The following is a 21,522-nucleotide window of genomic DNA, read 5'->3' as shown; positions in this document are numbered from 1 at the left end:
TCCGCTTCACCGGGGTGGCCTCGATACGGCCCTCGTCCCTCGGGCCTACTCGACCAGCGGTGGGCCGGACTCTCAGGCCTCGGTCAACCTTCCGCCAGCGCCCGCACCTTGCCGAGCACGTCCGGGTAGCGCTGGAGGTGTGCGCCGCCGTTGAGATCGACGGCGGCGCCGGTCATCCACGTCGACGCGTCCGAGGCGAGGAAGGCGATGGTCTGCGCGATGTCGTCGGGGGTGCCGGCCCGCCCGAGCGGCGTGTTGTCCAGGTACTCCTCAGTGAGGCCGGGCACGTAGGCGATTCCGGCGGTGAGCGGTGTGTCCACCAGACCCGGGGAGACGGCATTGACGCGCACCCCGCGTTCGGCCAGTTCCAGCGCGGCCACCTCGATGAGCATCAAGACCCCGGCCTTCGCCGCACAGTAGGCACCCATTCCCGCGCCGGGTTGGCGGCCGTTGAGCGAGGCGACGCAGATGATCGAGCCGCCGTCGACGATGTTCCGGCCGGCGTGTTTGAGCACCAGAAAGGTTCCGGTGAGACAGACGTCGACGGTGGTTCGCCAGTGGTCGAGTTCCAGATCGACGAGTGCGCCGGGCATGGACAGGCCGGCACAGTTCACCACCACGGCGAGATCGTCGGCATCCTCGAAACCCTTTGCGACAGAGTCTTCGTCGGAGACGTCGAGGCGGATGGCGGTACTCTCGCCACCGAGTTCCTCCGCGGCGAGCTGCGCGGCGTCGCCGTTGATGTCGGCGACGATCACCCGATGCCCCACCTCGTGCAGGCGCGTCGCGGTGGCCCGCCCGATTCCTGACGCCCCGCCGATGACCAGCGCCGCGCTCATCCGAGATGCCTTTCCAGGAAGCCGATCTGGTGTGTCACCGCGGTGTCGAACCAGGAGTCGTCCACGTCGGCGAAGATGCCGAAGTGATCGCAGGGATAGTGACGGAGCTCGGCGCGCGCGGCGAATCCTGCCTTGGCCGCCGCGTATGGTGGTGCGCCACGGTCGAAGTCGGCGATCTGCATCAGCACCGGAGCCGCGACGTCGGCGGCGTGCTTGTCGGCGCGGTAGTTGCCGAGTTCCAGCCCGATGGAGGCGTCGACCTCGTTACGCCACGACGGTCCGGCGATCCTCTGGTAGTCCTCGAGATAGCCGTCGGAGGTGAGCGCGGCCCGCTCCCCCGGCCTGCCGACCACCGGCATCATCACCGGATCACGACCGAGCTTGGCGCCCAACGCACTTGCGATCCCGACTCCGGTCGTTCGCAGCATCGACGCCGCACCCACCTGTGGGTAGTGGTGAGCACCGGCCGCGATACCACTGACCATCGGAACCATCGAGATCACGGCTGCGACATCGTCATCGCCGCGGCGGGCGCGTTCGGCGGCGACGATGAGGACGTGCCCGCCGGATTGCGACAGTCCCCACAGAATCACCCGACCGCCGTCGACCCCCGGCTGGGTGGCGACCGCGTCGATCGCGGCGTGATAGTCGGCGACCTGACCGGACATCGACACCCGTTGGCGTGGTTGACCTTCCGACAAGCCGAAGTGGCGGTAGTCGAAGGCGAAGACCGCGAGGCCGGCATCGGCCAACGCCCGGGCGTACGGTTCGAGCCCGGAATCCTTGGTGCCACAGAATCCGTGGGCCATCACGACGACGGGAACACCTGAGTCGGTACGGAACGGCGAAGTCTCCGGCGCCGGGAAGAGCCATGCGGCACATCGTGTTCCGTCCGAGATGAACTCGACGTCGCGGCGGGTGTCGATCGTCGTCATCGTGCCTCCTGTAGGACGTCATCGTGGGCGGCGCTCTCGGCCACATTCGCCCAGCGCTGGGGACCACGGCGTTGTGCACGCTCCCGGCCCTGCGGAATCTCCTTGGTCCTCATGTTGTGTTCGTACAGGTAGTGGTCGAGTTGCTGGGTATGCCGCGGCCGGTCGAGCATGTGGCCGGTATAGAAGTGCGTATCGTCGTCGATCACCCGCCTCATCTCATCCTCCGGCGGCAGCCGGTACTGCCCGACCGCGTACGCCCCGAGCAACCGGGTCTGACACTCCACGAACGGAAATAGCGTCGGTGTGGCCTGCGCGAAGCCGATGAAGACCGCATCGTCGATACCCGGCGCGAACATCCGCTTGTACAGGTCGATGCGGTTGTCCGGAGCGCTCAGGAAGTCCCGATCGAAGAACGGAAAGGTGATGTTGTATCCCGTGGCATAGATGATGATATCGAAGTCGCGCGATGACCCGTCCTCGAAATACACTGTGTCGCCGTCGAATCGATCGATGTTGGGCTTGGCGGTGATGTCGCCGGAACCGAGTCGGAGCGGCAGCTCGACCGACTGCGTGGGATGCGCCTCGAAGAACTTGTGGTTCGGCGTCGGCAAGCCGTAGTCCTCGGGATGCCCGGCGGTCAGTGGCTGCATCACCTGCATGAACTTGCGTTGCCACGAAGAAGGGATGTGCGGACTCATGCGGTAGTACTTGTCCGCAGGCTGCCCGGCAAAGTACTTGGGTACGATCCATGCACCCGAGCGGGTGGACAAGGTCAACTCGTTGTCGAGGGCCTTCGACGACAACTCCACCGCGATGTCGGCGGCGCTGTTACCCAGGCCGACGACCAGAATCCGCTTGCCGGAGAAGTCATGTGGGGTCCGCGGATCGATGTAGTGATGTGCGTGCATGGTGATCCCGGCGAACTCGCCGGGGAAGTCGGGGTAGCGCGGATCCCAGTGGTGGCCGTTCGCCACGACGAGCAGATCGAATGGGCGGGTCGTCCCGCTCTGCGTCTGGAGTTCCCATCCACCTCCGTCGAGCCGCCGCGCGTGGGTGATCCCGTTCTCGAATTCGATGTTGTCCAGCAATCCGAATGCGTCGGCGTAGTCGTCGAGGTACTGCTTGATCTGGGTGTGGTGCGGGAAGTCCGGATAGTCCGCAGGCATCGGGAAATCCCGGAAGGAGAGTTGATGTTTCGACGTGTCGATGTGCAGCGATCGGTAGGCACTGGAGTGACCGTTGGGATTGCCGAATGCCCAGTTCCCGCCGATCCGATCGGACGATTCGAAGCAGGTGTAGTCGACGCCGTAGTCCGACAGCATCTTTCCAGCGGTCAGTCCGCTGATTCCGGCGCCGATGATGGCAGTGCGTGGGGTGGCAACACGCATGGGACCCCCTAGGGTTGTTGACAGATCTCCAGATCTGTCTACCGCACCAGGGTGGGTGAAGTACACAGTTTCACAGAACTGTCTACTAGAGTCTGGTGGCATGACTCCCGCCCCGACGACCTCGGTCACCGATCGGCTTCTCGACGCGACCGAGAAAATGCTCGCCGAACGCGGAATCCGGGGGACCACGGTGCAGCAGGTCGCCGACCTCGCCGGAGTGTCACGGGCGTGGCTGTACCGCCACTTTGCGGACAAGCAGGCGATGGTGGGCGCCGCGATCGTCCGGCTCACCGAATCATTCTGGACCGACGCACGAACCGAACTCGACGAACTGGGCACCTTCGCCGGACAACTCACCGCCGGGGTCCGCATCGGGCGCGGCGCCTACGACGACCCGGGGACACTGCTGCTGCGCCTGCGCACCGACGAGCCGGACGAGTTCGCCGCTTGCGCCGGAGCGGGTGTGACCGCCCTCGTCCCCGACCTCGCCCTGTTCTGGAAGCCGTTTGTGGAGGCCGCCATCGAAAGACGGGAGGTGCACGCCGCCCACGATCCCGACGAGGTCTCCGAATGGGTCGCCCGCATCCTGATCAGCATCGGCACCACCCCCGGCGCCACCGTCGACGCCGACGACCCCGTATCGGTGCGGCGCCAGATCGACCGATTCGTCATGCCCGGCCTGCGGGTCGCGCCGGAACTGTGAGCTCCCAGCAGTCGACCCAACCTTGTCAGCGCAGCCGGGTTACACCGGCGCCGGAGCCAATCCCAGCTTTCCGGCCAGCTTGGCCAGGTAGCCGGACGCGCGTTCGACGGTGTCGTCGGGGAGGCCGTAAAGCACTGTGGTGACTCCGATCTCGCGCCACTTCTCCAGCTTCTCGGGGATCGGCTTGAAGTCGAGGACCACAATCTCGGGATCGCCGCTGCGGCCGGCGTCGGACCAGATCTGGTGCAGCAGTGCCACCGAGCCTTCGATGTCGGCCTCGCCGGGGGTGGTGATCCAGCCGTCGGCACTGCGGGCGATCCACGTGAAGTTCTTCTCGTTGCCAGCGGCACCGACGAGCGTGGGCAATGCCCCCTGGGGCGGTTTTGGCCATGCCCAGCTGGGGCCGAAATCGACGAATTCGCCGTGGTATTCGGCCTCTTCGTCGGTCCACAGGGCGCGCATCGCCTCGAGGTACTCGCGCAGCATCGTGCGGCGACGCTTGGGCGGGACGTGGTGATCGGCCAATTCGTCGAGGTTCCACCCGAAACCGACGCCGAGGGTGACCCGGCCGCCGGAGATGTGGTCGAGGGTGGCGAGCGTCTTGGCCAGGGTGATCGGGTCGGATTGCACCGGCAATGCGACTGCGGTGGCCAGCCGGATGCGTTCGGTCACCGCGGCAGCGGCGGCCAGCGTCGTCCACGGATCGAGGGTGCGCATGTAGCGGTCGTCAGGCAGCGTCGCGTCGCCGGTCTGGGGATGCGCGGCGTCTCGACGGGTCGGGATGTGCCCGTGCTCGGGCACGAAGTACGACGCGAAGCCGGCCTCCTCGATCAGTGGGGCGAGGACCTGCGGCGCAAGTCCGCGGTCACTGGTGAACTGAACGATCCCGAATTCCATGCGCTCAGGATAGACAGCCTGCTGGACACCTGTCTAGAACCTGTTGCAGTTTTCCGCGGTCGAGTCCCGTCAGTTGCCGGGACACACGTCGACGTAGTCGACGCCCTCGGCGAAGGCATCCCATGTCTGCCGGCCGATGCCGCCCTCGGCGGTACACACGCGGTCGGCGACGGCCTCCACGTCGATCGTCCACCATTGCAGGTCGGAGCTGCCACCGGCGTAGATGGTGTTCTGCGGGTCGATCGTCGGCTCACGCACATAGACCGATTCCGAGGTGATCGACTCATCGGGCGCGATCGGCCTCGGCGCGACCGGATCGCTGATGTTCCACAGCTGGATGGTCTGGGTACCGCCGACCACGAGGGTCTTGCCGTCACTCGCGATCGACAGTGAACTCACCCGCACGCCCGCCGGCACCGACACACGCGCCATCGAATTCGATCCGACGTCGATGACCGAGATTTTCTGATCGTCGTCACCGGCGTACAGGTACTTGCCGTCCGGACTGAACTCGACCGCGTTCACCGCACCCCGCGGCGACGTGACCACCTGCACCTCTGTCGGATTGTCGGGGTCGCTGACGTCCCAGCGCGTGATGCGGTGGCGGGCGTCGGCGACGGCGAGACTCGAACCGTCCGGACTGAAGTCGACATCCTCGACGAAGCCCTCCGCCGCGGCGACGGGGGGCCCGATCTCGGTGGGTGCCCGCGGATTCGACACATCCCACAGCTGCAGGGAGTTGTCATCGCTGCCGGTCACCAACATGCCCGTCGACGGCGAGAACGCCAGGGGGAAGGCGTGTCTGGTGTCCAGGCGCAGGGTCGCGGTCTGCTGCGGACTTCGCGGGTCGGAGATGTCGTACAACTCGACCTCGCCACCATTGGTGAATGCGGTCGCCAGGACGGTGCCGGTCCGGTTGAAGGCCGCGACGTACCCGCCGCTGGGACGCAGTGGTCGCCGGATCTGGGACAGTTCGGTGGGGGTGCCGGTGCTCAGATCCCAGAGCAACACCTTCTGGTCGGCGCCGCTGGTGGCCAGGATCTTTCCGTCGGCGCTGACCGAGGTCCGCGTGATCGGCAGGGTATGAGCAGGAGTGGGTGAGGACGGGATGTCCCACGACTGCACGGTTCCCGCACCGCCCGCGGTGAGCACGACGTGCGGGCGTAATTCCAGCGCGGTGAAGAACGCCCCGCCGGTGGTGCGCATCGGAACGCCGAGGGCGGTGAGCAGATTGGGCGATCCGGCGTTGCCGTCGGTGCTGACGTCCCAGCGTTTGGCGGTACCGTCGAGGCCCGCCGACACCAGTGATCGTCCGTCGTCGGCGAAGCTCACCGACCAGATCGCGGCATCGTGGGCACGCACCCGACGCAATTCGGCCGGCGCGCGCGGGTTGGCGATGCTCCAGATCGCCACCTCACCGTCGTCGCGCCCGGCGGCCACGAGCCGACCGTCGGGAGACACCGCCACCGAATGCCATCCGCTGTCCACCCCGTCGCGGATCCGTGCGATCAGCTCCGGGGTGCTCGGGTTGCTGATGTCGACGACGCCGATGGTGCCGTCGTCGGACCCGACGACCATGATCGGTGCGACATCACTGATCGCGACCGTCCGGACCGGGCCGTCGAAACCGCGGACCGCGGAGATCGCGCGATACCCGCCGGGAGCGGTGGTGTCCCACAGGGTCACCACCCCGTTGTCGTGGGTGGTGGCGAGCAGCGTGCCGGCCCGGTTGTATCGCAGGATGTAGGACGTCCCCGACCCGAACGGCGAATCCAGCTCCGAGATCCGACGCGGCCGCGCGACGTCGCCGATGTCCCACACGGTGATGTGACCGTCACCGTCGGCGGAGGCGAGCCGATCACCCTGGGGCGCGAAGTCCACCGAGGTGACGAAGGAGCTGTACCCGCCCATCGGCGGTGACGCGGCGCTGACCCGGCTCGGATCGCCGGCCGCCCACAGCCGGACCGTCTTGTCGTAACTCGCCGTGGCCAGCAACGATTTCGACGGATTGGCCATCATGTCGTAGATCGATCCGGCGTGTGCCGCCTGTGCGGGCGAGGGCAGTGGCAGCTGCTGGGTCTGCAGCACCCGCATCTGCGCGAGCGGATCGTCGGGCCGGATCCGCCACGCGCCGACCGCGAGGTGCGCGGCCAGGCCGGGGTCGGTCTGTGCCAGGCGCCCGGCCGTCGACAGCAACGCCGAGAACTTCGCGTCTTTGCTCTCCCGGGCCAGGGCGGCGTTGGAGACGATCGCGATGATCGCCGCGACCACCGAGATCACCGCGAGCAGGGCGACCGCGGCGATACCCCATCGCCGGCGTCGACGCTGGCTGTCGATGTTGCGTTGCGATGCCGCGAGGTAGTCGCGGGTGAGCGTCGGGGCGATCGGGTCGTCGAGCACCGGCGACGCCCACGCATAGCGGTTCGGGTTGTAGAGCAACGACGTCTCACGGCCCTGCCGGTCCCATTCGGCCGCATCGGCGTCGACGCGCTCGAGGACCGGCGCGATCTCCCGGGTGCGTTCGATGAGATCGTCGAGCCGTGGCCACGCGGTGAGCACCACATCGTGGATGATCTGCACCTGCTGGTCGGAGACGGTGATCAGCCGTGACTCGGCGAGTGCCTCGATGACGGCGACGGTGGCCGCGCGGTCGGTCTCCCCCGCGGTCAGTTCGGCCAGTGTGCGGGGACGGCGGGCGGTGACACCGTCGGAGATGTGGATCAGCGACCGCAGCAGTCGTTCGGCGATCCGCTGTTGCGCGGGGTCGAATGCCTGCCACGTATTCTCCGCGGTGTCGGAGATGGCCGAGGCTACCCCACCGGCGGCGTGATATCCGGCGACGGTCAGCATGCCGCCGCCGCGGGCCGACCACATCTCCGCGAGCACGTGTGCGACCAGCGGTAACTGCCCGGCCCGGTCCTCGACAGGTCCGCGTTGACCGCCGAGCCCACCGAGGCCACGGAGGTCGGACAGGATCGTCGGCGCCAGTCCCTTATCGACGCGGATCCCCGACAGTCGGGCCGGTCCGGCGATGACCTCTTCGAGTTCCTTGTCGGTCAGCGGCGGGACCACGATGGATCGCCGTTGCCACGCCGTGGCGAGCGGCTCGATCGTCGAACACCGTTCGTACATGTCGGCACGCGCACCCACGACGACCACGTGCCCGGGTGTCGATGCCAGCTCGGTGAGCGCGTCGATGAGTCGCTGCACCCGCGTGCTGTGCCGGGACTCGCCGACGAGGACCTGTTCGATCTGATCGACGACGTGGATCGTCAGACGATCCGCGTCCGCGTGCCCGGTATCGGTCTCCTCGCCACCCGGGGTGCCCGCACCGGCGTCGGAGTGTCCGGTCTCGTCGTTTTCATCGGTGAGGGCGACCGCCAGGCGAACCCGCACCGACCATCGGTGTTCCGGCCGCACGGCGATCCGCGCGATGCCGGCGCGCAGCAGCGACGATTTCCCCGCCCCGGACACCCCGGTGACGATGACCACCGCCGGGGTCCGGTCGGCGTGGGCGGCGGCCGCGTCGACGAGTCCGACGAGTTCGTCGAGTACCCGTTCGCGTCCGAAGAAGACCGCCGAGTCGGCCGCAGTCATGACGTCCAGACCGCGATAGGGCACCGGGGTCGGGATATCGGGCGCCGGTTGGGGCGTCCGGTCGGTGGCGCGGGTGCTGCGCGCGGCCGACCACCACCGCTGCCACTCAACCAGCCCCGGGGCGTCGGCACCCTTCGACTGCGCCTGCAGGATCAGCCAGGCGAGTACGGGCTCGAGGGTTTCGAAACTGGCCGGCAGATGGCGTCCGCGACGCCAGTCGGACAGGCGTTGCACCGTCACCTCGGCACGTCCCGGCGACAGCCGCGCCGCACCGCTGACGGTCGACGCGAGCGTTGGGGATCCGGCCGAGGCGAACAACGCGAGCAGATGCGCACCGAACCGTGCGGGCGCATCGGCCGCAGGCGCATCCGCTCGGCGCGTCGTCATGAATCCTCCCCGTCGCGGCGACCCCCGACCGCGTTTCTGGTCACGAATGTACGAACCGTGTTCCACTGGGACAAATCGGAGTGGATCATCTACTCCACACCAGACGTGACTTTTTCCGGTCCGGAAAACTCGTCCGGACACTCTAGCTGCGGCTATGTCCCGATTTCCGGATCCGGATTGGCACGGACATCCGCCGGTGGCGTTGACTTGAGTCACTCCCCGGAAGCGATCGGCCATCGGGCGGAGTGTCGGGGGATGCGCTCTCGTCGTCGTGCGGGGACGGCGGCGAGAGCGCATTCATATAGGTGCAATCAGCCATTGAGAGCGATCAGCGCCGCGCGGGCAGCCGATCACCGACGTCGCGGAAGATGCCGTTGGCCGCCGAGCATCGGCTCACCGCATCTGCGGCGAGGACCACCGCAGCCGATGTCCAACAACTCTTCTCCACCGGCCACCGTTTGCCGTCGGCGTAGACCAGACCCGTCCAGTACGAACCGTCGGGGTCGCGCAGATGCTGGATCGCCGCGATCAACGCGATCGCGTCGCCGGTGTCACCGAGCGCGTCGAGCGCCAGCGCGAGTTCGGAGGTTTCCGCTCCGGTCACCCACGGCCGGTGATCGACGCAGCGGCAGCCCTGGCCGTCGACGACGAACTCCTCCCACCGACGGGCGATCAGCTCCTGGCCGGCCTGCCCGCGGATCGCGCCGCCGAGCACCGGGTAGTACCAGTCCATCGAATGCTCCGACGGGTCCTCGAAGACCTCGATGCGGTTGCGGAACGCGTCACCGAGTTTGTCGAAGGCGGCCACCCACTCCACGTCGGGTTGCCCGACGGCGGCGGCGATGCGGATCGCCGCGTCGAGGGACTGATAGATGCTGGCGTTGCCGGTGAGGAGCGCCTCGTCGAACATCGCGTGGGTGCGGTGATCGCCACCCCACCGGAACGCGCCGTCGGGCCGCTGGAACTTGCACACCAGGTTGATCGCCGACCACACCGTCGGCCACATGCGTTCCAGGAAGGCATCGTCGCCGGTGATGACGTGGTGATGCCACACCCCGACCGCGATGTAGGCGCAGAAGTTGGAGTCGATGCCCGGGTCGGTGACCTCACCGCTGACCGTGGTGATCGGCCACGACCCGTCGGGGCGCTGATGTCGCCGCGACCAGTCGTAGGCGGCCTCGGCCTCGGCGTGGAACCCGGTGACCGTCAGTGCCATCGCCGATTCGATGTGATCCCATGGGTCGGTCTTGCCACCGGGAAACCACGGCAACGCCCCCGAATCCTCCTGCATGCCGACGATGGCGGCGCCGGTAGCGACGACCTGCTCGGCGGTCAGCACACCTGCGATGGCAGGTATGCGCCTCATTCCGGCTTGCGCAAATACAGGGCGACGGACTTGCCGATGACGGGATTGAGGACCTGCTCACCCACCCGGGTCAGCCACGGCTTGCTCATCATGTCCCACACCAGCAGCTGGTGGTAACCCTTGACCAGCGGGTTGTTGTCGTTCTCGACGCCGACGGCGCACTTGAGCCACCAGTACGGGGCGTGCAGGGCGTGCGCGTGGTCGGTGCCGGTGACCTCGAGGCCGGCGGCGGTCAGCTTGCCGGCGAGCTCGGAGGCCTTGTAGATGCGGACGTGGCCGCCCTCGACCTCGTGGTACTCATCCGAGAGCGCCCAGCACACCTTCTCCGGCCAGTACCGCGGCACGGTGACCGCGGCCAGCCCACCCGGACGAAGCACCCGCACCATCTCGGCGATGGCCGCCTCGTCGGACGGGATGTGCTCGAGAATTTCCGACATCAGCACGACGTCGAAGGTGTTGTCGGCGTACGGCAGCCGCAACGCATCGCCGACCTCGGCACGCGCCTTCGCCTCGGCGGGCACGTGTCCCTCGGCCATCATGGCGTCGAACATCTCGCCGACGTCGGACATATCCGACTCGGACATGTCAAAGGCGATGACGTCGGCTCCGCGCCGGAACATCTCAAACGAATGCCTGCCCTGTCCCGCCCCGATGTCGATCGCCTTGGTCTGCGGACCCACACCCAGCCGGTCGAAGTCAACTGTCAGCACGCACTCGTCTCCTCTGTCGTTCCCTGCCCGGATGTCGTTGTCTGCCCGGACGTCTTCTCTCGTGCCACACGATCAAGGACCGTGCGGTAATGCTCGGCGGTCTGGGCGGCGACGGCCGCCCAGCTGTAGCGTTCCTCCACGCGGGCGCGCCCGGCCGCACCCATCCGGGCACGCAGGTCGGCGTCGTCGAGCAACGTCGCGATGGCCTGCGCCAATGCGCCGGAGTCGCGGGGCCGGACCAGCCGGGCCGCGGTACCGTCGGTGCCGACGACCTCGGGGATCGCCCCGGCGCGGGTGGCCACCAGCGGGGTGCCACAGCCCATCGCCTCGACGGCCGGCAACGAGAACCCTTCGTACAGCGACGGCACCGCGGCCACCTCCGCCGACGCCATCAGGTGCGCCATCTCCTCATCGGAGAGTCCCGAGACCAGTTCGACGCGATCACCGATCGCGAGTTCGTCGATGAGTCGTGCCGACGGACCGTTCGGGTCCAGTTTGGAGACCAGGGTGAGCTGCACGTCCCGTTCGGCGGCGAGCTTCGCGACGGCCTCCAACAGATAGGACACGCCCTTGAGTGGGGCGTCGGCGCTGGCCACGCACACGATTCGGCCCGGCTCGCGGGCCGCGCCGGGACGGAACACCTCGGTGTCGACGCCCAGCGGAATGGTGGTGATGCGGCCGGACGGGATGTCGAACGCCTTGCGGATGTCGACCTCGCTGCTGCGTGAGACGGTCAGCAACTCCGGAATCCGACGCGACACCCGGCCCTGCATCCGCAGGAACGAATGCCACCGCCACGCGGTGATCTTGCGCCAGCCCTTGGCCGCCTTGACCGCGAGGGTGCGGTCGCGGGTGATGGGGTGATGGATCGTCGCGATCAGCGGGAAGCCGGCCTTCTGGATCTGCAACAGCCCGTACCCGAGGCACTGGTTGTCGTGGACGATGTCGAAGTCGTCGCGGCGGTCGGCGAGCAGTCGCGCCACCCGCAGGGAGAAGGTGAGCGGCTCGCCGAAGCTGGCCGTCCACATCGAGGAGACCTCGAGGGCGTCGATCCAGTCGCGGTACTCGCCGGGTCGCGGCGTCCGGAACGGGTCCGGCTCGTCGTACAGACCGAGGCTGGGCACCTTGGTGAGGGTCACGCCCGCGTCGATCGCCACCTGATCCAGTTCGGGATAGGGCTGCCCGGAGAAGATCTCCACCTCGTGCCCGAGAAGCGCGAGTTCACGGCTCAGATGCCGGACGTACACTCCCTGGCCCCCGCAATGCGGCTTGCTGCGATACGACAACAATGCGACGCGCACTGATCTGGTCCCCGTTTCTCTCGAGCCGTCAGGCCGGTTCGGACTGCGCCGCTGCTTCCAGCGCAGTGATATCCACAAGCTTCACACGTCGACGGCCTCCGGTCTTACCGGCGGTGCGTTCTGCCTGGTCGATGCGCTTCCACCCGTCGAGATCGATGCGGTGTGCACCGCGGTCGGCCACCAGGTCGGCGACTCCATCGCGGGAGACGGTCGGCTCCGGCAGCGTTCCGGCGACGAAGTCGGCGATCACCGACTCGGCCGTTTCCTGACCGCACAGGCGGTTGCGCCCGATGCCGCCGGTGGCACCGCGCTTGATCCAGCCGGCGACGTACAACCCGCTGATGACGTCGCCGTCGGCGGTGGCCTGCACCCGGCCCGCGGCATTGGGGACCACCCCGCGCCCCTCGTCGAACGGCAGGTCGGTGACCGGTACGCCACGATATCCGATCGCCCGCAGGACCAGCCCGGCGTCGATGTCGAACCTCTCGCCGGTCGGCGTGACCGCAACACTCGGCCCGGTCGCGTCGGCGTAGGTGTTGCGCACACACGTCAGTGTCTCGACGCCGCCGCTACCGGTGATCGCGACCGGTGAGGCGAGGAAGCGGAACACGATGCGCCGGTTGCCGGGGGTGGCCGGGCGTTCGGCGAACTCACGGGCCAGCCGGATCTTGGTGGTGATCGTCGAATCCAGGGTGCCGTCGTCGTAGGCGGACTCGGTGGCCGGGTCGAGGACGAGTTCGTCGGGATCGATGACGACGTCGACGCCGTCCACATCGCCGAGGGCCAGGAACTCGCTGTTGGTGTACGCGGCCTGCGCGACACCGCGGCGGGCCAACAGCACGACCTCGGTGATCTTCGAGTCCCGCAACGCGGCCAGCGCGTGGTCGGCGATGTCGGTGCCGGCAAGCTCGTCGGGATCACTGACGAGGATGCGCGCCACGTCCAGGGCGACGTTGCCGTTGCCGACGACGACCGCGCGCTCCGCCGACAGGTCGACGGACAGGTTCACGTAGTCGGGGTGCCCGTTGTACCAGGCCACGAACTCGGTGGCGGGCAACGAGTTCGGCAGGTCCTCCCCCTCGACGCCGAGTCGTTTGTCGGTCGGCGCGCCGACCGCGTAGATGACCGCGTGATAGCGCTCGGCGAGTTCGTCCTGGGTGATGTGTTTGCCGACCTCGACGTTGAGGAAGTAGCTGAAGTTCTTCTTGGCGGCGACGGTGGCGAATCCCGCCTCGACGCCCTTGGTGGCCGCGTGATCGGGTGCGACACCCGCGCGGACCAGACCGTACGGCGTGGGCAGCCGGTCGAACATGTCGACGCTGACCTGCTGTTTGCGGACGAGTCCCTCGGCGGCGTAGAACGCGGCCGGGCCGGCGCCGACGATCGCCACGTGCAGTGGCTTGTCGGGTAGTTGCGGCGACTTCTTGGGCGGTACCAGCCCGCCCTCGACGTCGTGATCGTTGTAGTAGTCGGCGTTGATCTGCAGGTACGGCTCGTCGCGTTCGGAGAGCTGATCGTCCGGGATGATCGCCTCGACCGGACATTCGTCGATGCACGCCCCGCAGTCGATGCAGGTCTCGGGATCGATGAAGAGCATCTCGGCGGTGAAGAACTCCGGCTCGTCCGGCGTCGGGTGAATGCAGTTCACCGGACACACACTCACGCACGATGCATCGTTGCAACACGGTCGAGTGATCACATGCGCCATCTGCGGTTTCCTTGCCTCAAGTCGACTAGAACATGTTCTCGTTTTGACCTAGAACGCGTTCTAGTTTTTCCAGTGACTGTATCTTAAGTCTCACACAACAGGCGAGCCACGAGGAGTGGAGTGAGCACCGTTTCGGAACCGGACATTCTGGCCCCCCTCTCCGACCGCAAGGACGGTGCCCGGTACTTCGAGGTCGACTACCGGGTACGTACCGGCGACGTCGATCAGGACATGCGGGTACGACTCGACGCGGTGGCCCGCTACCTGCAGGACGTCGCCAACGACAACATCGAGGCCACCGACTTCGGCGACACCGACCCGTTCTGGATCGTGCGCCGCACCATCATCGACGTCATCCGCCCGTTCTCCTGGCCGGCCGCGGTCAGCGCGCAGCGCTGGTGCGGCGCCCTGTCGACGCGGTGGACCAACATGCGGGTCCGGCTCACCGCCGACCACGAGACCAACCGCTTCAACCCGGACGCGCGTGAGCCCGGGCTGATCGAGACCGAGGCGTTCTGGATCAACGTCAACGACCAGGGCATGCCGTCCCGGTTGACCGACAACGCCTTCGAGATGCTGTCCGCGATGACCGACGAGCATCGGCTGCGGTGGAAGTCCATGAATCCGGAGAAGGCCCCCAACCCCGAGGTGCTGGAACTGCCCGATCGCGTCCACGTGTTGCGCAGCACCGATTTCGATCCGTTCAAACACCTGAACAATGCGGCCTACCTCGCCGCCGTCGAGGACGAGTTGCTCGATCACGGCGACCTGATCGACGGCCCGCACCGCCTGATCGTGGAGTACCTGCGACCGATCGTGCCCGGCACCCCGATCACCGTGCGCCGGGTGCGCGAACCCGATCAGCTACTGATGTGGTTGATGACGCCGTCCGGCGACGCGGCACCGGACGATCTGCAGGTCGCGGCGTCGGTGTCGGTCACGCGCCGCCCGAACGCGGACTGAGCCGGATGATCTGACCGGTCTCGCTCGCGGCCAGAAGGGTTCCGGGGTGTGCCGGGTCGGTGGCAAGAGCTGTGACGGGTACGCCGACGGTGATCGAACACGCTTGTCCCGTATCGATATTCACCAGGTGAACCTGTCCGGTGGTCGATGCGACGGCCAGCGTCGAGTCGTCGATCGCGACGAGGTCGTCGAGGAATCCCGGTGCCGGTGCGGTGAGATCGGCCGCCGTGACGGTGGCGGCCGGATCGTCGACGGGCACCCGGAGCACGCGGCCGGTGGCGCTGACCGTCATGGTCACGTAGAGATCGTCGCCGAGAAAGGTCACGCCGTTGATCCCGGATCCGTTGACCGTTGTCGACGGTGACAGATTCTGCGGTGCGGTGCGCGACCACGCCTCGTCCACTTGCCCGTCGGGACGCAGCCGCAGCAGGCCGAGTGCGCCGTCGGCGACGTACACCGCTCCGTCCGCGCCGACGGCCAGCCCGTTGGGCATCCCGAGTCCGCGCGCGAAGACCTGCGGAACCGGTTGCGGCGCACGGGGATCGTATCGGACCACGGTCCCGGTGCGGGGCGCACCGGGGAGCATGCCGGTCGGCGAATCACCGGCGGCGACATAGAGTTGGCCGTCTTGACCCTGCCGGACGGAGCCCGGGGCATTCAGCGACACCGACGCCGTCCGCCGACCCGACGCGTCATACCGTTCGACGACGTTGCGGAACGATCGTGACACCCACAGCGAACCGTCGTCGGTCACGACGAGATTCTCGGCCCAGCCGTCGAGTCCCGGGCTGTCGATGACGGTTGTCGTGGAGACCGTGGGGCATTGCGGTGTGTCCGCTCGTGCCACCGTCGCCAGATCTGGTGTCACTGTCGTCAGACCCGTTGCTGCGGTGGCGATCACGGTGCCGACGACGACGGCCATCGCCGTCCGGAGTGTTCTGGCCATGACGCTCTCCTCGCTGCCGGTCTGACCGGGGTGGCGGCCTCATTGACCGCCGTTGAGCAGCAATTCAATCAGCTTTGTCGGCGCGGTGCACGGATCGTCGAAGGCGCCGGAACCGACGGGCTCGACCCAGAAGGTATAGATGCCACGACTCGGCGCCTTGGTGGTCACCCCGCACACCGCGGGCCGTTTGGGGTCTCTCGCGGTGAAGGCGGTCTGGCTGGCGATCTTGATGTTTTCGGTGGTGTAGCCGAGTTTTTTGTCGGTGTCCTTCTCCACGTTGAGGTTTCCCCACTCGAACCAGTTGAAGGTGACGTATGCGGTGACCGCTCCGGCGACGAACCATCGGCAGTTGGCGCCGAAGAAGATGGCCTCGGCCGCACTTCCGCCGACAGCCTTGGCGACCTGGTCGGTGGACAGCACCTGACATTCCAGGGTGAGTTGGTCGAATTGGTCGGTGTCGACGTTGCCCGACTGCTGTCCGGACGAACGTGCCTCCTCCACCGAAAGTGCCTCGCCGTCGACACTGCGGGTGCACGACGCGAGGAGGCCGACGATCAGTGCGGCGAGGATGATCACCAGCGCGGTTCGGCGACGACGGGAATGGGTGCGGGAATCGGTGCGGCCGGTCATTGCGCACGCTCGATCGACATCATCGACAGTTCGCGTGCCGCGTTGCACACGGCCTCGGAGTCGGGGACCGGCGTCGCCGTGGTGGAGCGTGTGACACCGGCACTGACCGACCATTCGAAGAAGTCGGCGTCGAATTGGATCCCGATCTCACAGATCCCGGCATCGGAGGCGATGAAACCCTTGTGCCCGTTGATGTCGATGTCTTCGGTGCTGTCCCGGGAGAGTTGTTCGGTGGCGCGTTCGCGGCCGATCGGTGATCCGCGGTACCAGTTGAACGAGGCGACAGGACCGGTCGGACTGGGTCCGGAACTCCACTCACATACCGACGGATTGTTCACGACCAGTGCCAGATTCCCGAATCCGGTGATGCGATTGACCTCTTCGGTGGTGACGTTGCCGCAGGCACCGAAGAACGGACCGGCCCCGGCGACACCCGGTGCCACGGGAGTATTGTGGGTGGTCGGCGCGTCGTCGTCGGAACCCGACGAGCAGCCGGAAAGCAGAAGGGTGACGACGGCGACGGTTGCCGTGAGGGCCAGCATGGCCGGCCCGCTGCGGAATCTGTCGAGTTCGCGGCGTTCCCGCTTGGTTGGCCGTCCGGCACCGCGGTCGCGTCGGGGCTGGCTGGCGATGATCTCCCGCGACGGGGGTGGCGGCGAGTGGTCGATGTAGCACTCGCCGGCCAGCTGGGCGGAGACGCGTTTGCTGAGGAGTTTGGTGACCTCGACGATGCGGTCGCGGCCGTTGAGGCGGACCTCGACGCGGTCGCCGACGGCCACGTGTTGCGCGGGTTTCGCGGTGACGCCATTGACCCGGACATGTCCGCCGCGGCAGGCGGCGCCGGCCGCCGATCGGGTCTTGGTGAGTCTGATTGCCCAGATCCAGCTGTCGACGCGCGTGGACGACATCCGCTACTTCTGCCGCGTCAGCATGTAGTAGCCGCCCCCGATCGCCGCGATCGCGAAGATGATGGCGAGCCATTCGGCTCCGAGGACCCACAGCACCGCGAAGATCGCGATGGCCGGCGACACCGCGACCGCACTCATCACCGGATGCTGCCGCACCACCTGACTGACGGCTTTGCTCTTGTTCGGGTCGATGGCCATGGGATCGGGATCTCCTTGTCGGCATCCATGCGGCTACTCCGGTGCCCCATCCACTGTAACCAACGCTGACGACGAGTCGGGCAAGCTCGGACACGCACACCGCCCCGCGTCGCAATCGATCGCGGGGCGGTGTGCTCTGTCGAGCTCATGGCGGAACCGTCAGTTGGCGCCGGTCACCGTCGGGGTCGAGCCGTTGGTGGTCGTCGTGTCATCGTCGTCGGAGTCATCGGCCTGGTCGGTGTCGTCGGTCGACTCGGTCGACGCGGTGACGTTTGTCGAGCGACTCGTCGAGGTCGACGTCTTGCTGCTCGAACTCGACGAACTCGACGAACTCGCCGCAGAGCCGGATGTCGCCGTCGCCGACGATGAGGTGGTCGACGGTGAAGTGGTTGTGGTTGTGTCCGAATCACTTTCCGAATCCTCGTCATCGGTCTCCGAGATCGACGCGGATCGCAGCAGGCCGGCACTCGGGGTTGTGGATGTCGACGCCAGGGTGCGCGCCGAGACGAGCGATGACGTGGACGTCGAGCCGGTCGTGTACGGCCCCAGCGGCTGCAGACCGAACGGGAACGTGCTCTTCGGGATCGAGATAATCGGGATGATCTGGTCGGTGTCGAGATCCCCGAGGGCGATCGTCGGCAATGCCAGGCGGTTGGGGCGGACAGAGCCGTTGATCGTGGTGGTCGGGAAGATGGTGATGGTCGACCCGAGCCAGTTCACCGTGACCGGCGCCGACAGTCCATAGTCACTCGTCAGTGCGAGGAGGGAATCGCCGCCGAGGGACAGTCGGACAAAGTCTTTGCTGAGGGTGAATCCCGTTCCGTTGAACAGTCCTTGCAGCGCCTTGGTGAGAGTGTCAGCCGGATCAAAGAGCATCGCGGACGGATCGGTGAGCGCGAACTGCACTTGCGGAATGTCCTGCAGCTGATCGAGTTTGAAGTCGAAGGTTCCGAGTGCGTTTGCGCATGCGCCCACCTTCTCGGCGTACGCGGCGGTCAGAACACCGTAGCAACTGACATGCTGGATGGCCGGCAAGGCGAAGCCAGTCGGAATGGTGAAGATCTCGACCGGAATCGCACTGGTCGTCCATGCGTTCGCCATGCCGATGATCGCAAAGGCGTACGCCTTTCGGCCATCGCTTGCTCCGGCGGTTGCCAAGCTCAGCGGGAGGTAGGAGATCGCGGTTGCTTCGCCGCCTCCGGACGCCAACGCAAACTGGAAGCCGTCTCCGACCACCTTGGCGGTACCTTCGGGGAGGGCTGCGTCGGGTACGGGGACGGTGATTCCGAGAATCTTGCCGTCGTCGTTCCAGTCGAGGCCGGCGTCGTAGGCGGCGTTGAAGATGCTCTGGGCAGGCGTATACACGTCGCCCGGCACAAGATCGATCTTCGACGGAAGCACGACTGCCACGCCGACTCCTGTGGATTCAGTGCAGTCGGCACCACCATTCCGCGGCCCACCATCCGAGTCTGATGAACACAGGTTGAAACGCCACTGATCTGCGAGCGTCTGCAACTGGCCATTGTTCGCGAGGGCACCAATGATGTCGCCGATGGTTCCCGTGGCACTGGGCGTCGAGGTCGGCAACGTTGCGGCCCGCGCCTGCCCTCCCCCATGGTCACACCGACTCCGACGGCCAGGACGGTGAGGATGGCGATCATCCCGGCCGTGATCCGGGTGTGTCGTCGAGGTCCGCGGGAAGTCCCGGAAAGGTGTTCGGGGCGTTCCGTTTCCGGACGCAACGGGGTGGTGCTCATGCAGTGGTCTCCTGTTTCCTTAAGAGAAGCTGAGACAGTAAACCACGAGTAATCCTGCCGACGCACGCGATCCAAGAACTCCGTTGATCCACAGATTCCGGGGTCGTGCTCGTCAGAGTTTTTTGTCGGTGTCCGTCTTTACAATCATAGTCAGATCGAAGAGAGATTCGATAGTCATCTTGTTCGAGGGGGCGAGGAGTGAGCAGCATTCCATGGAGCGCACGGATTCGTGGGGATGTACGCGATGCGTTGCTGCGGCAGGGGCCGTCGCCGTGGCCGGGTCTACCCAACTCGTTTCTGTTCGGGGTGGATCCGGATCGGCTGGATCAACATTCGATCAACGAGGTGCTGGTCGCGATGACCGAGTTGGACCGCTGCCGTTCCTATATGGCGTGGCTGGACTCGTCTTTCACCGCGTATGTGGTGAGGTGTCTGACCGATCATCGGTTGGACGCGTCAGCGGAGTACGCGCAGATCGCGGCCGACCACATCTCCCGCACCCGCAATCTGGCGATGGTCAGCGCCCGACGGATGCTGGATGAGGCGATCGTGATGGCCACCCGCCTACCCAAGACCGGGCGGGCGTTACGCGAGGGCCGGATCAGTCACAGTCAGTTCCGCACCCTGATCTCGCGTACCAGCCTGCTCGATGTGGGGCCCGAGATGCACCCGAACACCGCGCTGGTGGATGCGGCGATCGCGGACCGGTTGTTCGAGCGGACCGGGCAGTGGCCGGCGACGAGTCTGCGGGACATGGCCGACAGGATCGTCTTCCAGCACGCTCCGGATGCGGTGCGGGAACCGCGGAAGCGGAACCTGGAGGGGCGGGGTGTGTTCACCCTTTACGAGGGCGATGGGACCGGGGAGATCACCGGCACCATGGCCGCCGAACACATCACGATCGCGGAGAAAACGATCGCCGCGCTGGCTGATTGTGCCTGCGGTAAGGATCCGCGCACCCGGCGGCAACGCCACGCCGATGCCATGTACTCATTGTTGTCGGGGACCCTGTTCACGTGTGAGTGTGGGCGTGAGGAGTGTCCCGCGGTGATCCCGGAGCCGGGCTGTATCCCCGATGTGCAAATCGTGTTGCACGTGATTGCCGATGAGACCACCGCCGCCGCGATCGAGGAACGCCAACAGCAACAAGAACAACACGAACAAGAACAGGCGCAGGAGAAGGAGAAGGCGCAACAGCGGAGGCGGTCCGCCGCCGACAGCGAATCCCGAGATGGTGCAACCGAATCGGTGCGCCAGTCACGTCGTCCGGAACCGAAGCCCGAGCATGGACCGGAACTTGATCTCGAGCCCGAACCGGATCTCGAGCCCGGGCCGGGCGCCGAGACCGGCACGCGTGCGGTGCACATGGCGCTACTCGACAAGGGCGGTCCTGACCGAGACGGTGAAACCGCGAAATCGGAACTCGCCGCAGAACCGGTAGGTGAACCCGTGCCGGAACCCGCCGACGATGGACCTCCCGATGCGTCGCCCGACGATGCCACCGGCGCGGCACCCGTCGACGCCAAATCAGGCGCTGGCAGCACCGTTTCGGCCGACGACACCCCACTCGGCGGCAACCTCGGCTACCTCATCGGCCAAGGCGCGCTCATCCCCGAACAGATCCTCGATCTGATCACCCGATACCCCACCACGATCCGACGCCTGGTGCCCAAGGGCGTCAATCCCGAAGACGTCGAACTCCCGTCGGCGTTGCCCTCGGATCCGTACCGACTGTCAACCGCATTGGATGAGTTCATCCGCATCCGCCACGGCGAATGCGTCATCCCCGCCTGCCGGGGTAGCGCCTTCGACGCCGACTGCGACCACGTACACGAATACGACCACGAACATCCCGACCTCGGCGGACACACCACCCCCGACGAACTGAACGCAAAATGCCGCGGCCACCACCTGCAGAAAACGCATTCCCGCTGGCTCGATGACCAATATCGGGATGAGAACGGACGCCTGGTCACGATTTTCACCACCCCGGAAGGCTTGAACATTCCCGGACCGGCGGAAACCCTCGAAGACTTCTTCGGCGGGCTACGCCGCTACCGGTTCGCCGACCCACCCGCCAAACCACCCACACCCCAAGAACCGGGAGTGATTCCGACCAGTAAGCGGGATCGGCTCGCCGCCAAATACGAACGGCGACGCCGCGAACGCGAACGCAACCGCGCCCGCATCGCCGACGGTGTCGACCCACTCACCCCGCCACGCCCGAAACGACGCAAGAAGCGATACCCCGTCGTGCCCGACGACGGCGCACCACCACCCTTCTGAGGT

17 protein-coding genes are annotated in these 21,522 nt (G+C 66.6%); 3 read left to right on the top strand and 14 right to left on the bottom strand.

The genetic code is table 11. The annotated features are described in order from the left end of the window. Positions 1-83: 83 nt before the first annotated feature. The 3 genes from ACWETB_RS09325 to ACWETB_RS09315 are packed head-to-tail and all read right to left on the bottom strand — an operon-like array spanning position 84 to position 3,162. A complete protein-coding gene (locus ACWETB_RS09325) occupies positions 84-839 on the bottom strand; it encodes an SDR family NAD(P)-dependent oxidoreductase (protein ID WP_449741358.1) in 756 nt (251 codons plus the stop codon). Continuing rightward, a complete protein-coding gene (locus ACWETB_RS09320; protein ID WP_348806779.1) occupies positions 836-1,774 on the bottom strand; it encodes an alpha/beta hydrolase in 939 nt (312 codons plus the stop codon). Before ACWETB_RS09320 ends, ACWETB_RS09325 begins: the two co-directional genes overlap by 4 nt. Beyond that, a complete protein-coding gene (locus ACWETB_RS09315; RefSeq protein ID WP_449741359.1) occupies positions 1,771-3,162 on the bottom strand; it encodes a flavin-containing monooxygenase in 1,392 nt (463 codons plus the stop codon). Before ACWETB_RS09315 ends, ACWETB_RS09320 begins: the two co-directional genes overlap by 4 nt. 100 nt (positions 3,163-3,262) lie before the next feature. On the opposite strand from ACWETB_RS09315, the gene ACWETB_RS09310 reads away from it, so the two are divergent. Next, positions 3,263-3,865: a TetR/AcrR family transcriptional regulator gene (locus tag ACWETB_RS09310; RefSeq protein WP_449741360.1), complete on the top strand. Its 603-nt coding sequence runs from the start codon at positions 3,263-3,265 to the stop codon at positions 3,863-3,865. Positions 3,866-3,904: 39 nt separating this feature from the next. Here the strand turns inward: ACWETB_RS09310 and ACWETB_RS09305 are convergent, their stop codons facing one another. From ACWETB_RS09305 to ACWETB_RS09280, 6 genes are all read right to left on the bottom strand, one after another. Beyond that, positions 3,905-4,762 carry an LLM class F420-dependent oxidoreductase gene (locus ACWETB_RS09305; protein WP_452210744.1) on the bottom strand — a complete coding sequence of 286 codons (858 nt, stop codon included), beginning with the start codon at positions 4,760-4,762 and terminating at the stop codon, positions 3,905-3,907. Between the two features lie 69 nt (positions 4,763-4,831). Then, entirely contained in the window at positions 4,832-8,746 is a 3,915-nt protein-coding gene (locus tag ACWETB_RS09300) for an nSTAND1 domain-containing NTPase (RefSeq protein WP_452210742.1), read from the bottom strand. A gap of 328 nt (positions 8,747-9,074) precedes the next feature. Continuing rightward, positions 9,075-10,112, bottom strand: coding sequence for a prenyltransferase (locus ACWETB_RS09295; RefSeq protein WP_452210740.1), 1,038 nt, complete (start codon positions 10,110-10,112; stop codon positions 9,075-9,077). Further along, positions 10,109-10,822: a class I SAM-dependent methyltransferase gene (locus ACWETB_RS09290; protein ID WP_452210738.1), complete on the bottom strand. Its 714-nt coding sequence runs from the start codon at positions 10,820-10,822 to the stop codon at positions 10,109-10,111. The genes ACWETB_RS09295 and ACWETB_RS09290 overlap by 4 nt, the downstream gene beginning before the upstream one ends. Next, positions 10,816-12,123, bottom strand: a complete 1,308-nt coding sequence (locus ACWETB_RS09285; protein WP_452210736.1) for a glycosyltransferase family 4 protein — start codon at positions 12,121-12,123, stop codon at positions 10,816-10,818. The genes ACWETB_RS09290 and ACWETB_RS09285 overlap by 7 nt, the downstream gene beginning before the upstream one ends. A 28-nt stretch (positions 12,124-12,151) precedes the next feature. Beyond that, positions 12,152-13,831: an FAD-dependent oxidoreductase gene (locus tag ACWETB_RS09280; protein WP_452210734.1), complete on the bottom strand. Its 1,680-nt coding sequence runs from the start codon at positions 13,829-13,831 to the stop codon at positions 12,152-12,154. A gap of 120 nt (positions 13,832-13,951) precedes the next feature. Here ACWETB_RS09280 and ACWETB_RS09275 point away from each other — a divergent pair, with 120 nt between their 5' ends. Then, positions 13,952-14,794 carry an acyl-[acyl-carrier-protein] thioesterase gene (locus ACWETB_RS09275; RefSeq protein ID WP_348807867.1) on the top strand — a complete coding sequence of 281 codons (843 nt, stop codon included), beginning with the start codon at positions 13,952-13,954 and terminating at the stop codon, positions 14,792-14,794. Here the strand turns inward: ACWETB_RS09275 and ACWETB_RS09270 are convergent. From ACWETB_RS09270 to ACWETB_RS09250, 5 genes are all read right to left on the bottom strand, one after another. Beyond that, positions 14,769-15,740 (bottom strand): SMP-30/gluconolactonase/LRE family protein, encoded by a 972-nt coding sequence (locus ACWETB_RS09270; protein WP_452210732.1) that lies wholly within the window; start codon positions 15,738-15,740, stop codon positions 14,769-14,771. The genes ACWETB_RS09275 and ACWETB_RS09270 overlap by 26 nt on opposite strands. Positions 15,741-15,779: 39 nt before the next feature. Continuing rightward, the gene (locus ACWETB_RS09265) at positions 15,780-16,370 is read right to left on the bottom strand and encodes a DUF3558 domain-containing protein (protein ID WP_452210730.1); all 591 of its coding nucleotides are present in this window, start codon (positions 16,368-16,370) and stop codon (positions 15,780-15,782) included. Next, a complete protein-coding gene (locus tag ACWETB_RS09260; RefSeq protein ID WP_452210728.1) occupies positions 16,367-17,278 on the bottom strand; it encodes a DUF3558 family protein in 912 nt (303 codons plus the stop codon). The genes ACWETB_RS09265 and ACWETB_RS09260 overlap by 4 nt, the downstream gene beginning before the upstream one ends. Before the next feature lie 3 nt (positions 17,279-17,281). After that, a complete protein-coding gene (locus ACWETB_RS09255; RefSeq protein ID WP_348807897.1) occupies positions 17,282-17,476 on the bottom strand; it encodes a hypothetical protein in 195 nt (64 codons plus the stop codon). A 159-nt stretch (positions 17,477-17,635) separates the two neighbouring features. Beyond that, positions 17,636-18,886: a hypothetical protein gene (locus tag ACWETB_RS09250; protein ID WP_452210725.1), complete on the bottom strand. Its 1,251-nt coding sequence runs from the start codon at positions 18,884-18,886 to the stop codon at positions 17,636-17,638. 545 nt (positions 18,887-19,431) lie between these two features. Between ACWETB_RS09250 and ACWETB_RS09245 the strand changes: the two genes are divergently transcribed. Further along, positions 19,432-21,519, top strand: a complete 2,088-nt coding sequence (locus ACWETB_RS09245) for a DUF222 domain-containing protein (RefSeq protein WP_452210723.1) — start codon at positions 19,432-19,434, stop codon at positions 21,517-21,519. Positions 21,520-21,522: the final 3 nt, after the last annotated feature.

This window comes from Gordonia sp. NPDC003950 (assembly GCF_053605205.1).
The sequence above is the reverse complement of the archived record's forward strand: the minus strand, read 5'-3'. Positions and strand labels throughout refer to the sequence as shown.